14 protein-coding genes and 1 other annotated feature are annotated in these 13697 nt (G+C 52.5%); of the genes, 7 read left to right on the plus strand and 7 right to left on the minus strand.

What is annotated here, in order from left to right; genetic code table 11:
* The first annotated feature begins 118 nt into the window (after positions 1-118).
* The 5 genes from CAGA_RS03400 to CAGA_RS03420 all read left to right on the plus strand — a co-directional run bounded on the left by CAGA_RS03400 (position 119) and on the right by CAGA_RS03420 (position 4619).
* On the plus strand, positions 119-418 hold the full coding sequence (locus CAGA_RS03400; RefSeq protein WP_135657731.1) for a DUF2087 domain-containing protein: 300 nt from the start codon (positions 119-121) through the stop codon (positions 416-418).
* A gap of 77 nt (positions 419-495) precedes the next feature.
* Positions 496-729, plus strand: a binding site (T-box leader).
* Positions 730-788: 59 nt separating this feature from the next.
* The gene (ilvB, locus tag CAGA_RS03405; RefSeq protein WP_135657733.1) at positions 789-2459 is read left to right on the plus strand and encodes a biosynthetic-type acetolactate synthase large subunit; all 1671 of its coding nucleotides are present in this window, start codon (positions 789-791) and stop codon (positions 2457-2459) included.
* 12 nt (positions 2460-2471) lie between these two features.
* On the plus strand, positions 2472-2960 hold the full coding sequence (gene ilvN / locus CAGA_RS03410; protein WP_135657735.1) for an acetolactate synthase small subunit: 489 nt from the start codon (positions 2472-2474) through the stop codon (positions 2958-2960).
* Between the two features lie 32 nt (positions 2961-2992).
* Positions 2993-4195, plus strand: coding sequence for a threonine ammonia-lyase (gene ilvA / locus CAGA_RS03415; protein ID WP_135657737.1), 1203 nt, complete (start codon positions 2993-2995; stop codon positions 4193-4195).
* Between the two features lie 49 nt (positions 4196-4244).
* On the plus strand, positions 4245-4619 hold the full coding sequence (locus CAGA_RS03420; RefSeq protein ID WP_135657739.1) for a RidA family protein: 375 nt from the start codon (positions 4245-4247) through the stop codon (positions 4617-4619).
* A 54-nt stretch (positions 4620-4673) separates the two neighbouring features.
* On the opposite strand, the gene CAGA_RS03425 is transcribed toward CAGA_RS03420, so the two are convergent.
* Both CAGA_RS03425 and CAGA_RS03430 read right to left on the minus strand, forming a co-directional pair.
* Positions 4674-5492 (minus strand): putative ABC transporter permease, encoded by an 819-nt coding sequence (locus CAGA_RS03425; protein WP_135657741.1) that lies wholly within the window; start codon positions 5490-5492, stop codon positions 4674-4676.
* A 66-nt stretch (positions 5493-5558) separates the two neighbouring features.
* The gene (locus tag CAGA_RS03430) at positions 5559-6932 is read right to left on the minus strand and encodes an oligosaccharide flippase family protein (protein WP_135657743.1); all 1374 of its coding nucleotides are present in this window, start codon (positions 6930-6932) and stop codon (positions 5559-5561) included.
* Positions 6933-7120: 188 nt separating this feature from the next.
* Between CAGA_RS03430 and prmA the strand changes: the two genes are divergently transcribed.
* Together prmA and CAGA_RS03440 are read left to right on the plus strand one after the other, a co-directional pair.
* Positions 7121-8041, plus strand: coding sequence for a 50S ribosomal protein L11 methyltransferase (gene prmA, locus CAGA_RS03435; protein ID WP_135657745.1), 921 nt, complete (start codon positions 7121-7123; stop codon positions 8039-8041).
* 107 nt (positions 8042-8148) lie between these two features.
* Positions 8149-8346 carry a hypothetical protein gene (locus CAGA_RS03440; protein WP_135657747.1) on the plus strand — a complete coding sequence of 66 codons (198 nt, stop codon included), beginning with the start codon at positions 8149-8151 and terminating at the stop codon, positions 8344-8346.
* 20 nt (positions 8347-8366) lie between these two features.
* On the opposite strand, the gene pheA is transcribed toward CAGA_RS03440, so the two are convergent.
* The 5 genes from pheA to CAGA_RS03465 are packed head-to-tail and all read right to left on the minus strand — an operon-like array spanning position 8367 to position 13693.
* Positions 8367-9491: a prephenate dehydratase gene (pheA, locus tag CAGA_RS03445; RefSeq protein WP_135657749.1), complete on the minus strand. Its 1125-nt coding sequence runs from the start codon at positions 9489-9491 to the stop codon at positions 8367-8369.
* Positions 9492-9506: 15 nt separating this feature from the next.
* Positions 9507-10583 carry a chorismate synthase gene (gene aroC, locus CAGA_RS03450; RefSeq protein ID WP_135657751.1) on the minus strand — a complete coding sequence of 359 codons (1077 nt, stop codon included), beginning with the start codon at positions 10581-10583 and terminating at the stop codon, positions 9507-9509.
* On the minus strand, positions 10564-11805 hold the full coding sequence (gene aroA / locus CAGA_RS03455; RefSeq protein WP_135657753.1) for a 3-phosphoshikimate 1-carboxyvinyltransferase: 1242 nt from the start codon (positions 11803-11805) through the stop codon (positions 10564-10566). Before aroA ends, aroC begins: the two co-directional genes overlap by 20 nt.
* The gene (gene aroB / locus CAGA_RS03460) at positions 11802-12860 is read right to left on the minus strand and encodes a 3-dehydroquinate synthase (RefSeq protein WP_135657755.1); all 1059 of its coding nucleotides are present in this window, start codon (positions 12858-12860) and stop codon (positions 11802-11804) included. Before aroB ends, aroA begins: the two co-directional genes overlap by 4 nt.
* The gene (locus CAGA_RS03465; RefSeq protein ID WP_135657757.1) at positions 12857-13693 is read right to left on the minus strand and encodes a prephenate dehydrogenase; all 837 of its coding nucleotides are present in this window, start codon (positions 13691-13693) and stop codon (positions 12857-12859) included. Before CAGA_RS03465 ends, aroB begins: the two co-directional genes overlap by 4 nt.
* Between the last annotated feature and the right edge of the window lie 4 nt (positions 13694-13697).

Below are 13697 nucleotides of genomic sequence, written 5' to 3' on the forward strand. Positions count from 1 at the left end.
TTCAAAGCAAAAATAAGCATCTTCCGCGAAACAGACGGGCTTTATAGCACCTCCTGGCGCTTGACTTTTTGAAAAACGGGTGTAAAATCGTATATAAAAACAGGCCGGGAGGATAAAAATGGAAGATTTTACGATTGCTCCGGAAGAGGAAGAGAAAATTTTAAAGAATGTTTTCAGTTCGCTTGAACCGTTAAAATTGAAAGTCCTGTCGTCAAAGGCAAAGAAAAGAGCGGTTATCTATAAAAAAATAGCCGGCCAGTTTGAAAAAGGAAAAAAATATACCGAATTGGAAGTCAACGGTATTTTAAAGCAGATTTATCCGGAAGATCATTCCACCTTGCGCCGCGGTCTGATCGACCTGGGGTACTTGGCTCGGATGAGTGACGGAAGCGTTTATTGGCTTAAAGAAAACGATTGATTTTTAAATTGGTTTCAAGAAAACTATTGACAATTCAGCTTGAATACCATATTCTATAATAAATATAATATAGCTCATGAAATGCGCAGATGGGGACGGAATGCATCTTAACCCGCTCACAGAGAGCCGCTGGTTGGTGGAAAGCGGTGCAGGTATTTGCAGGATATCACCCCGGAGCAGGCAGCTGAACAGAAATTAGTAAGCACGCCCGGTTTCTCACCGTTAAGCGAGAGTGCATTGTTGGATGCATATGAGATGCCGCTTTGGCGGCGAATTAGAGTGGTACCGCGGAGAAAGCCTTCGCCTCTAGGATTAGAGGCGAAGGCTTTTTTAATTCAGAACGGAAGAATGTTTTAAGGAGGAATCAGAAATGCAGTTAACGGGAGCACAAATCCTGATGGAATGTCTGCTTGAGCAGGGCGTGGATACCGTATTCGGGTATCCGGGGGGAGCCGTACTCAACATTTACGATGCACTTTACGAGTATAGGGATAAAATCTGCCATATTCGTACCGCTCATGAACAGGGTGCGGCGCACGCGGCGGACGGATACGCCCGTTCAACGGGGAAAACCGGCGTTTGCATCGCGACCTCCGGTCCGGGTGCAACGAATCTGGTAACCGGCATCGCTACTGCCTATATGGACTCCATACCGATGGTGGCAATTACCGGAAATGTAAGCTGCGCGCTTTTGGGGCTGGACAGCTTTCAGGAGGTGGATATCACGGGCATTACCATGCCGGTGACGAAACATAATTTCCTTGTTAAACATATTGAGGACTTGGCGGATACCATCCGAAAGGCGTTTTTAATCGCGGGAACAGGCCGCAAGGGACCGGTGCTGGTGGATATTCCAAAGGATGTTACCGCGCAGAAGTATGAATATATTCCGCATGCGCCGCTACCGGCCCCGAAAGGCGACTTCCCCTATGATGAGCGCTTCGAGCAGGCGCTTACAATGCTTAAAAAAAGCGAAAGGCCGTTTATCTATTCGGGCGGTGGGGTGATCGCTTCGGAGGCTTCGGGAGAGTTGAAAAAGTTTGCCGATCTTCTGGACGCTCCGGTTGCCTCATCGCTGATGTGTCAGGGTGGTTTTGACCAGACGGATCCGCGCTATATCGGGATGCTGGGAATGCATGGGACGAACACCTCGGCACTTGCCATCAAAAATTGTGACTTATTGATCGCTATTGGCACCCGTTTTTCTGACCGCGTGCTTTGCAACGCGGACCTGTTTGCACAGCATTGCCCGATTATTCAGATTGATATTGATACGGCGGAATTTAATAAAAATATTGAAGTCGATTTAAAAATGAAGGGCGATGCCAAGGAAATTCTTGCAAGGCTGAATCAGCTTCTTCCCCAGTGCCAGCACAAGGGATGGCTGGAACAGATCGCGGAATGGAAGGATCTGTATCCGCTTGAACAGATGGCCGAATCCGAAGGGGAGGTACTGCCGCAGGAAGTCATCGAAACGCTCGACCGGCTAACGGATTCCAAGGCGATTATCGTGACCGAGGTCGGGCAGCATCAGATGTGGGCGGCGCAGTTTTACCGCTTCCGCACGCCCCGGCATTTTATCAGCTCGGGCGGGCTGGGAACCATGGGGTACGGGCTTGGCGCGGCAATCGGCGCGCAGGTGGCGAACCCGGATCAGCGCGTAATCAATCTTGCGGGGGACGGCAGCTTCCACATGAACTGCAATGAGCTGGCAACGTTGGCGCAGTATAACATCCCGGTCATTGAACTGGTGTTCAATAATCGCGTGCTCGGTATGGTCCGCCAGTGGCAGAAGCTGTTTTACCAAAACCGTTTTTCCCAGACCACGCTGGACAGCGCCACGAATTTTGAAATGCTGGCCCAAGCGTTCGGCATAAAGGCGTTTGCCATCAGCCGCAGAGAGGAAATCGAGCCGGTACTGAAGGAAGCGCTGGCTTATCAGGGGCCGTCGCTGATCAACTGCCATATCAGCCCGGATATCAATGTGTTGCCCATGGTTCCGGCGGGCAGTTCCGTAGAAGAGCCGATTCTGGAAATGTAAGGAGTGTGCAAGATGAGCTACAGCAATGAGAAAGAGTATGTTTTATCCGTGCTTGCAAAAAATACGCCGGGCGTACTGCTTCGGATTTCCGGATTGTTCAGCCGCCGCTGCTACAATATTTTAAGTATCGTTGCGGCGCAAACCGAAAACACGGAATACTCCCGCATTCTGATTGTCGTATCGGGGGACGACAGGATTGTGCGCCAGGTCGATAAACAACTGTGCAAACTGGTCGATATAGAAGAGGTAACGGTTCTGGACAGGGAGCAAGCCGTTGTGCGCGAGCATCTGTTGATCAAGGTGGCGCGCAATCAGCAAAACAGCGAAAAGCTGGTTAGCATTGCCAATGTGTTCCATGCCAATATTTTAAATGTCCAGGAGGATTCTATGATTATGGAACTGACAGGGGACGCGACAACATTAAATTCCTTTATTGAACTGTACAATCCGTATCATGTGCTGCAAATTCTTCGCACAGGCGCAATGGCTATGATGAAGTAATAAGACAAAATAAAAAGATTGGGGATGTCAGCTTGCTTACGTTAGATCAAGTTTATCATGCGGCCTATGTTTTAAAAGATGTGATTCGAGAAACGGCGCTGATTCATGCACCGCTTATCAACCCCGAAAGCCAGATTTACTTAAAAACCGAAAATCTTCAAATTACCGGCTCCTTCAAGGTGCGCGGTGCTTATTATAAAATCTCCCAACTGTCGGAGGAGGAAAAAACCAAGGGCGTAATCGCCTGTTCCGCCGGAAACCATGCGCAGGGTGTGGCTCTTGCCGCGGCGAAAAGCGGCATCCGGTCGCTCATCTGCATCCCCGACAGCGCCCCGATTTCCAAGGTGGAGGCAACGAAAAGCTACGGCGCGCAGGTCTGCCTTGTAAAGGGCGTGTACGATGACGCCTATCAGAAGGCGTGCGACCTGCAAAAGGAAAGCGGCGCCACCTTCATCCACCCGTTCAACGACCAGCAGGTTATTGCCGGACAGGGGACGATCGGGCTGGAAATCCTGAACCAGCTTGCAGACGTGGACGCGGTGATCGTACCCGTGGGCGGTGGCGGGCTGATTTCGGGCGTAGCCTTTGCTATAAAATCCCTGAATCCCAAATGCAAGGTTTATGGCGTGCAGGCCTGCGGCGCTCCAAGCATGGTGCAGGCTTTGGTCGACAAGAAGGTAGAAGCCCTTTCTAGTGTGTCTACCTTTGCGGACGGTATTGCGGTAAAATGCCCGGGTGATTTGACCTATGCCCTTTGCAGCAAATATGTCGATGAGGTTGTTACCGTTACGGAGGACGAAATTGCCACGGCGATTCTAACGCTAATTGAGCAGCATAAGCTGATTGCCGAAGGAGCCGGCGCGGTTTCCGTTGCGGCGGCCATGTTCAACAAGGTTGACGTAAAAGGGAAAAAGGCGGTATGCTTGCTCTCAGGCGGGAATATTGATGTGACCATCCTTTCCAGGGTTATCAGCCGCGGGCTTCTCAAGGCCGGGCGCTCCGGCGACCTTATTCTCTCGATGGTTGACAAACCGGGCCAGCTCAAGGAGGTTTCCTCCATTATTGCCGACCTCGGCGCGAATGTGGTAAGCGTTCACCATGACCGCAGCGGTGAAAATACGGGAATTAACGACTGCTATTTGCATATTCGCATGGAAACGAGGAACCATGAACATCTGGCGCAAATCCGAAAAGCGATTGTCAAAGCCGGATACCATATCGTACAGTCCAACTGAGTATTCGCTTATATAAATATATTAAAATAAAGAAAGAGGGAAAAACAAAATGAAAGTCATTTCCACAAAGGATGCTCCAGCCGCAATCGGACCCTACTCCCAGGCGATTGTCGCCGGGAAAATGCTCTTTCTGAGCGGACAGATTCCGATTATTCCTGCCACGGGCGAGATTGCACAGGGGGATATCACCGTACAGACCGAGCAGGTCATGAAGAATATCGGTGCGGTTTTGAAAGAAGCCGGTGCGGATTTCACAAATGCCGTAAAGACAACCTGCTTTCTTGCGGATATGTCCGACTTCGCTGCATTTAACGGGGTTTATGAGAAATACTTCACCGGAAAACCTGCGCGTTCCTGCGTTGCTGTAAAACAGCTTCCCAAAAGCGCTCTGGTAGAGGTTGAAGTGACTGCCGTTTTGGATTAAGTCTTCCTTTAAAGGCATGCGCCCTCCGGATAACCGTAGGGCGCATGCTTTTGTCTATTTTCGCTTTATAATTCGGGTTTTATTTTGAATCGCCTCTTTTACACGCTGAAGGGATTCGTTGTTCCGAAGCGATTTCATAGTTGGGAAAGCCTGAATGAAGCGGCGCTGAAAAAATTTGATTTCCGTTTCCAATTTATCCATTTTTTCGTAAAGCTCGTTCAGGGTTTTCAAATAGAAAGCTTTCCGGTCCTCGTCAATCAGCGAACCGATTGCCGTCTGAATGTTCTCGAATTTCTCCGTTTTAAGGTCGGAGGCTTTTTCCCGGAATTCGTCAATGGCCTGCTGGATTTCATCGAGCTTTCCGTTGAACCGCAGAATTGTGAACACAGTCAGCGTAGTATCACAGAAGAAATACAGGATAAACAAGCAAGCAATGCAGGGAAGGATGTCTGAAGGGATTTTCTGCAGCATCCGCATAAGCAGGGGGTGCACGTAAAGCATTCCAACCACGCACATTACGCCGAACAGAAGCGAATTTTGCAGGCAGACCCTTCCCTGGATATTATACCGGTGCTCGGAATAATCCCAGTACTTCGTGTGGAAAATCCCCTCCAGCGCGAACCCGGTCAGGTATTCCAGCGTGGATGTAAGGAATACCCCTGCTATGTAAAGCAATAGGATATTATCTTTTACCGGAGTCAGAATATAGATTACTGCAATACCGCCCACACCGTATATTGGGCAGAATGGGCCGTTGAGGAAGCCCCGGTTGATAAATTTTCCGACAGGGATGGAACAAAAGATGCTTTCAGTCAGCCAGCCCAAAAAGCTGTATACGGTAAACGATAAAAACAAGATCCAGAAATTCTCCATTTCCTATCTCCGTCCTGAATAGACTATGTTGAATCGTTAATAGTGTATCTTTTCTGTGGAGGTTTGTCAAATGGAAATAAAGGATACTTTTTGGATAAGAAGGAGAATATAGTACAAAAGAGCCGCGCCGACCGCAGGGGTAACAATCCATTCCCAAATATCTACTTCCAATGTGGTCACATTCAGCAGGCGGTTGATGCTGAGCGAGGCATTGTAGATTTCGCTCAGGAAAAGCACCGTGATATAGGCGCGCAGCCCGAACATAGGCACAAATACGGCAATCAGGATAACGCGCATGATGGAATCGCTGAAATTGTATTTCAAAGAATACATCTGCTGGTCAAGACCCTTTAGCAAGCCGTCCACAACGCTGTCGAGGTACATCAGCGGTACAATCGGGGCCATAATCCGCAGGATATTCCCGACCTCGCGGCTCTTGTAAAACAGCATGCCAAGATCGTCCGCAAAAAAGATGAACAGCGAGCAAATGAAAAACGAAAACATGAGCGTACAGCGGAACGCCTTTTCCACGACCCTTTGGATGGCCTTCTGCTTTCCTTCGGCGTTGGCTTCCGCCATTTCCGGAATGAGCAGCATGGATAGGGACGTTAAAAAGGAGTAGGGAAAGTAAAGAATAGGCATAACCATCCCCTGTATCACGCCGTACTGCGCTAGCGCGCCGCTGTCGCCGGCACCGTATTTTTTCAGCCCCTTCGGGATCAGCATGTTTTCGGTGCTGCTTAATAGATTTCGGAAAAAGGAACCGAATAGGATCGGCCCGGCGATATGGAGGATGCTCTGGAACACACCGCTGCTTTTTGCTTTGGAAAGCTTGTTCCGGTTAGCAAACAGATGATAAAGCACGATCATAAAGGTGCAGTCGAACACTTCGCCAATAGTGGAACCGAGCATCAGCGCGTCCAGCGCGTTGCTCATGGAAAAAAGCAGCAGCAGGGAGGCGCCGATTGTCACAAACTGTTCCAGAAAATCACTACATACGGGAACCAGCGTATTCCGTATCGCAAGGAAATAGCCTTTCAGGCAGGAGCAGATGGCGATAAAGGGCAGGCCAGGCGCCAAAAGCTTCAGCGGCATGGCCGCCGATGCGTTCCCGATGAACCAGTGCGCGATAAAATCCGCGCCGAAGAACAGCGCCGACGCTCCCAGTAAACTCAGTGCCAGCGCACAGAGTGTGCATTGCCGCACGGAACTCTTTGTTCCGCGCCCTTCGGAAACCAAGCGGGTAACAGCCAGCCCGATTCCCGAGGTACACAGGGTGATGCCGAGAAAGAAAACGGACAGGACAAGCTGGTACAGCCCCATGCCCGCCGCACCGATTTTCGAGCAGATAAACATCCGGAACCAGATATTGCTCAGGCGGAGCAGTACGGAGCTGGAGGTCAGAATAGCGGCGTTTATGTAAAATACACGCTTTCTCATTTGATTAACACCTTTATTTTCTTTGTTAATCAAATGTATTCGCGCGAAGGGCAAAATAAGTCTATAACTTTTATTTGATACAGTGTATAATTAAATACAGCAATTTTAAAATCGGAAAGTAAGTTGTTCCCACTGCCCGCAGAGGGTTAGGACGAAATTGCATTAAGAGTGATTTTTGGAGGAAACATATGGATTGGACGGAAATTCGGATTACCGTGGATGCGGAAAATATCGATACAGCGGGGGACATTGCCCAGATGGTCGTTCCCTATGGCATTTATATTGAGGATTACTCCCACCTGGACGAAGAAGTGCGGGAGATCGCCCACATTGACCTGATTGACGAGGAGCTTTTGAAAAAGGACCGCTCCAAGGCGCTGGTGCATGTGTACATCAGCCCGGAGGAAAATCCGGCGGAAGCCATTGCGTTCTTAAGCGAACGCTACAACGCCGAAGGCATTCGGCATACAATCGATACATCCGCCTGTGCGGAGGAGGATTGGATTAACAACTGGAAGAAATATTTCAAGCCCATTAAGGTTGGCGAAAAGCTTTTGATCCGCCCGACTTGGGAGGAGGAATACGAGGCAGGGGATCGCACGGTGCTGCACCTGGAACCGGGGCTCGCGTTTGGCACCGGGACCCACGAAACGACCCGCCTGTGTATGGAACTGCTGGAGGAAACGGTAAAACCGGGCTGTGACGTGCTGGATGTCGGCTGCGGCAGCGGAATCCTTTCGGTCGCCGCGCTGCTTCTTGGGGCAAAAAGCGCCGTCGGGGTGGATATTGACCCGATTGCCGTAAAGACCGCTGTGCAGAATGCGGAAATTAACCATGTTCATGAACGTTTTACCGGCGTGTGCGGCGATTTGACCGAACAGGTCAGCGGGCAGTACCATATCGTCGTCGCCAATATTGTTGCGGATGTCATCCTCCTTTTAACAAAGGATATCGAGCAGTTCCTGTATCCGGATTCGGTGTACTTGATGAGCGGGATTATCGATACCCGCGAGAAAGATGTTCTTGCCGCCCTTTCGTCGAAATTTGAGGTTATCCGCCGCAAAACGGAGAAGGGCTGGATCGCCCTCGCGGCAAAACTAAAGAACTGATATGACCCTATATACGCCGTTTTGGGATACGATTCATAAAAAGGAATTACGACCTATTCCCTCTTCTGATAGTTCGAATCCGGAGGGAGAAAGCGGAGAAAATCATTATGGTTTTGGAAAATGGAAGGGGAACCTGTAATTGCGTAAAAATATACTGCGAACGCCATGGAAAATGTCCCGAGTGTATGGCCCACCACGAAAAGCACAAGCGGTATCCGCCTTACTGCAAGCGGGAATCGCGCGTAAAACAGAAAAAGGTCCGGCTGGCGGTGTCTGGCGGGCAAACAGAAAAGGACCCGGCTTGAAAATAGCCCGGTCCTTTTATTTATTCGTTTTCCGTATAGTTCCCTAAGAAAGAGAAGCGCGGAAGCTCGTCATTCAGCGCGCAGAGAAGGTTCAACGTGCGCTCTTCATGTACATTTCCGGTGAAATCAAGGTAAAAATCGTACTCGAAATTCCTTTCCGCAATCGGGCGGCTTTCGATTTTTGTCAGATTCAGCCCCGCCGCCGCAAAACGTGCCAATACGCTGTAAAGCGAACCGGTCTTGTGCGGAAGGGAAAAGCAAAGGCTGATTTTCTGCGCGCCGTCGGGAATGTACAGGCGGCGGCTGATCACGATGAACCGCGTGCGGTTGTTGGAAGTATTCTGAATATCGTTTTGAACGATATGGAGCTTATACTGCTTCGCCGCATGCTCGGAACAAATCGCGGCAATTCCGGCCTCCTGCCGCTGGGCGATCATCTGTGCCGCCGCGGCTGTGCTGGAACACGGCAAGGCATGCAGATCGTTCTTTTCAATATATACGGAGCACTGGGAAAGTGCCTGCGGGTGGGAATATACCGTACGGATGCTGCGGGGGTCCACTTTCTTAGCGGATGCCATGCAATGCCGCACAAGCAGGGTCGTTGCGGCGATAATGCTGTACCGGTACTGCAAAATCAGGTCGTAGACCTCGCCGACGGAGCCGGCAGAGGAATTTTCGACCGGCAGCAGCCCCAAATCCGCTTCGCCGCTTTCCACAGCGGCGAAAATGCCGCCGAAATCCTGGTAAAACAGAGGGAACGTATGCGGGTAAAGCTGCAGAAGTGCTTCGTGGGAATAGGAGCCGATTTCACCAAGGCAGGCGATTTTCTCAGCTTTTTCCGGCTTTACGCCCGCGTCCCGGATGGCGGCGCGCAGCTCCTGCCCGCTGCCGAGCAGGCTGTGTTGCAGCGAGCGGCTCATGTCCATCATATTCGCATACAGCATACGGGCTTCGCCGCCAAACTCGCCCGCCCTGCTCCCAATGCGGTTCAGAATAGCCTGTTCCCGTTCTGCGTTCAGTACCGGCTGGCCGGTTTCCTTTTTGATGACCGCCACCGCTTTGGCGCATTCCATCCGTTTCAAAAAAAGAGGCAGAAGGGCTTCGTCTATTTGATCGATTTCTTTGCGAATTTCTTCTAGTGTCATCCTTATTACCTCGATTTATAAAGTCATCAGGTTTATGAGCGCAATCGCCGCCGCGGCCTCCACAACGGGCGCGGCCCGCGAAACGATGCAGGGATCATGCCTTCCGTGAACACGGAGTTTTGCGTTTTCTTTCGTTTTCAGATCGACGCTGTCCTGCTCCCGTGCAATGGACGGCGTAGGCTTGAACGCCGCGCGGAACACAATCGGCATACCGGTTGTAATTCCGCCAAGGATTCCGCCCGCGTTGTTGGTCCGGGCTTTTACCGTGCCGCCGTCGAAGTAGTATGCGTCGTTGTTTTGGCTACCGTACAGCTCCGCCGCGCCGAAGCCCGCGCCGAACTCCACGCCCTTAACAGCGGGAATGCCGAACAGGATGGATGAAAAGACCGGTTCAATTCCACCGAACAGCGGGCCGCCGATCCCCGCGGGAACGCCGGTCAGCGCGCATTCGACCACGCCGCCCACGCTGTCCTGTGCCATCCGGGCTTTTTCAATTGTGTTCCGCATTTTTTGTTCCGCCTCCCGGTCAATGACGGGGAACGGGACGGAAGCAAGCCGTTGGAGCAAATCCTCAGGGATGTCCGTCGGGGAAAAGGGGGTATCCCTGCAATCCGCCACAAAAAGGACGTGTGAGCCGATTGCGATGCCCCGGCGCTGTAGAATCTGGCGGCATACGGCGCCCGCGAAAACAAGCGGAGCTGTCAGACGGCCGGAGAAATGCCCGCCGCCGCGCATGTCGTTAAAACCGCCGTAACGTAGGAACGCAGGGTAATCCGCGTGCCCCGGGCGCGGGACGCGCTGTAAATTCTCATAATCGCCGGATTTTGTATTCGTGTTTTCAATTAGTGCACACAGCGGCGCGCCGGTGGTTCTGCCGTTTAAAACGCCGCTTACAATTTTAGGCAGGTCGCTTTCCCTGCGCGGCGTTGCTGCCGGATCCTTTCCCGGCGCGCGGCGGCTCATTTGCAGGGCGACGGCTTCAAAATCAAGCTCTTCGCCCGCCGGCAGCCCGTCGAGCACCGCACCGATAGCGGCGCCGTGGCTTTCGCCGAAAATGGATACCTTTATTTTTTCACCCCATGCGGACGACATACGCTTTCCCTCCCAGCCGGTTATAGTCCTCGAAAAAGTCCGGGTAGCTTTTGCGGACGCTTTGCGCGTCGTGGATCGTCACGCACCCGTCCGCTTTCAAAGCGGCGATTGCAAAAGCCATGACAATGCGGTGGTCGTTGCAGCCGTTGACCTCGCCGCCGTGAAGCGTCTTCACGCCGTCAATCAGAAGGCCGTCCTCTGTTTCCTTCACCTTCCCGCCAAGGCGGGTCAGCCCGTCGGCCATGGCCGCCAGACGGTCGCTTTCCTTGATTCGCAGGCGCTGCGCGTTATAGATTCTTGTTTGCCCCCGGCACAGCGCGGCGGTCGCCGCCAGAACCGGGACAAGGTCGGGAATCTGGGCTGCGTCGATTTCTATGCCGTTTCGTTTCTTGGGCGTAACGGTTAGTTGCTTTCCCTCCCATGCAATATCCGCGCCGAAAGAGCGGAAAAGCATTTCTGCCGCGCGGTCGCCCTGCCGGGAATCCGGATTCAGCCCTTCCAGCCGGATTTTTCCGCCGAGCGTTCCCGCCGCCAGGAAAAAGGCTGCCTGGGACCAGTCCCGTTCTACTTTATAAGGTTTATAAGGGGGTACGCTGTAGGACTGGTTCCCCGGAACTATCCACCCGTTTTCCTCGGCTTCGATTTTTATTCCGAAATCCTTTAAAATATCAATCGTCATATCAACGTAGCCGGCGCTTTCCAACGGCGTGGAAAGTCTGATTTCGCTGCCGCCGTCCAAAACCGGGAGCGCGAGCAGCAAGCCCGTAATAAACTGGGAACTCACGTTGCCCGGCAGGATGAATTTCCCCGGGGTGAGCTTTCCGTGAATTGCCAGCGGCAGCCCCCCTGCCGTTTCACATTTTACGCCATGCTGGGGCAGGCAGTCAAGATAGACGCCGATCGGACGCTGCGGAAGACGGCCTTCGCCCGTAAACATAGCCGGAATTCCGAGCGCCGCCGCGACCGGAATCAGAAAGCGCAGGGTGGAACCGGATTCCCCGCAGTAAACTTGCACGGGGGTTCCGTCAGTTCCGCTGAGAAGGGTTTTCATTGCGCGGATGGTGGCCCGGATATCGTTGCTCAGATATTCTACCCCGTCCTCAAAGAGATTGCCGCCGCCTGCCAGCGCCGAACAGATAACCGCCCGGTGCGCCGCGCTTTTAGAGGGCGGCACGAGGATGCTCCCGCTTAAAACCGAAGGCTCAATTCTCACGTCGCTCATTGCAGCACCTCTGTCAGTTCCGCCAGGCGGTCGCGGTAAATCTGGTCCACAAACCCCTCGCCGATTTGTTTCAATAGAATCAGCCCGATCATGCCGCCGCTGTTTTTCTTGTCAAACGCCGTTGCGGAAAGAATCTGGTCAATCGGCATGGGATCGCTTGTGGGAAGCTGGAATTTCCGTAACGCCGCGATGATTTCATTCGTCGTTCCGGGCTTTGTGATGCCCATGCTTTCGCCGCATTTTGCCATCATGACCATGCCGATTCCGACCGCTTCCCCGTGGGACAGCTTGGAAAATCCATACAGCTTTTCCAGCGCGTGGCCGAAGGTGTGGCCGAAGTTCAAAAGCATACGTTCGCCGGTGTCGAATTCGTCCCGCTGCACGATTTCGCGTTTGATATCCACACAGCGGTAAATCAGTTCTTCCATGTTTTGACGGATATCCTCTTTATAGATCATATCGAACAGTTCGCGGCTTTTTATGCAGCCGTACTTAATCGCTTCCGCCATTCCGTCGGAAAGGAAACGCTGCGGAAGGGTTTCAAGCGTGTCTGGGTCAATTAAAACCAGACAGGGCTGATGAAACGCTCCGACCAGATTTTTTCCCTGCGGGAGGTCGACCGCCGTTTTGCCGCCGACCGATGAGTCAATCTGCGCCAGAAGGGAGGTTGGTATCTGGATAAAGGGGATGCCGCGCAGATAGGTCGCGGCGGCAAAGCCCGTCATGTCGCCGGTTACGCCGCCGCCCAGCGCGACGAGGAAATCACTGCGGGTCAGCCTGTGTTTGGCGCACTCCGAGTAGATTTGCGCGATGCAGGAAAGCTGTTTGCTTTCTTCCCCTGCCGGAAAAGCAAACGTGTGCACGGAGAAGCCGGCGGCTTCCAGCGACTGCTTCACGCGTTCGCCATAAAGCGGAAGTACATTGCTGTCGCTTACCAGAACAGCTTTTGCGCCCGGCTTGAAAAGCCGTTCCGCAAGCTTTCCGGTTTTGCCGAGGCAACCGCGTTCGATTTGGATTTTGTAGCTTTTGGAAGTATTAACGGTCAGTTCCTTCATTCTCCAAGCATCTCCTTTATCTGTCTGCTTTTGCACAGAAGGGCGCGAAGCGCTTCGGCATCCTTTTTCGAAACAGCATCTTTCAGCATGGTTATATTGGCAATCAAAATATCCAATTCTTCCATAAGTGCTTCCCGGTTGTCGATGAACAGCTCCGCCCATAACGCTTCGTTAATATTCGCCACACGCGAAACGTCGCGATAGCTCCCCGCGGAAAAGCCGTTGTGCTCCGGGCAGCTGGGGCTCATCACATAAGCGCAGGCGAGCACATGGGGAAGCTGGCTGGTAAACGCGATCATCCGGTCGTGCTTTTCGGGGGTGGCTTCTACGGTTCCGCCGAAGCGGAGCGCCTTGGCGATTTCTTTCAGCAGGCCGACCGCCTGCTGCGGCGCGTCGCAGGGAACGAGAATGTAGCTGGCGTCCAGAAACAGATCCGCGTCGCTTGACGTGAATCCGCTTTGTTCCTTGCCTGCCATCGGGTGTCCGCCTACGAAGGCAAAGCCATGTTCCCGCGCGATGCGGGGCAGATGCGCACAGATTTCCGCTTTGATTCCGCAGGTGTCGGTTACGACGCAGTGCGGTGGAATCAGATGGGCGTGCGCGGCGGCGAAATCGATGTCCGCCTGGGGATACAGGCAAAGGTAGAGGACATCCGCTTCCTGGATATCCGCTTCGCTGGCAATTTTGTCAATTGCGCCGCATTCCAGTGCAGCTTTTAAGACGTCCGGATTGCGGTCAATTCCGGCAATTTGGCATTGTGTGTACTTTTGAAAAGCCTTTGCAAGGGAACCCCCGATCAGGCCCAGCCCGACAATTACAATTTTTCGGTTCATGATG

The organism is Caproiciproducens galactitolivorans (genome assembly GCF_004768785.1).
Taxonomy (GTDB): Bacteria; Bacillota; Clostridia; order Oscillospirales; family Acutalibacteraceae; genus Caproiciproducens; species Caproiciproducens galactitolivorans.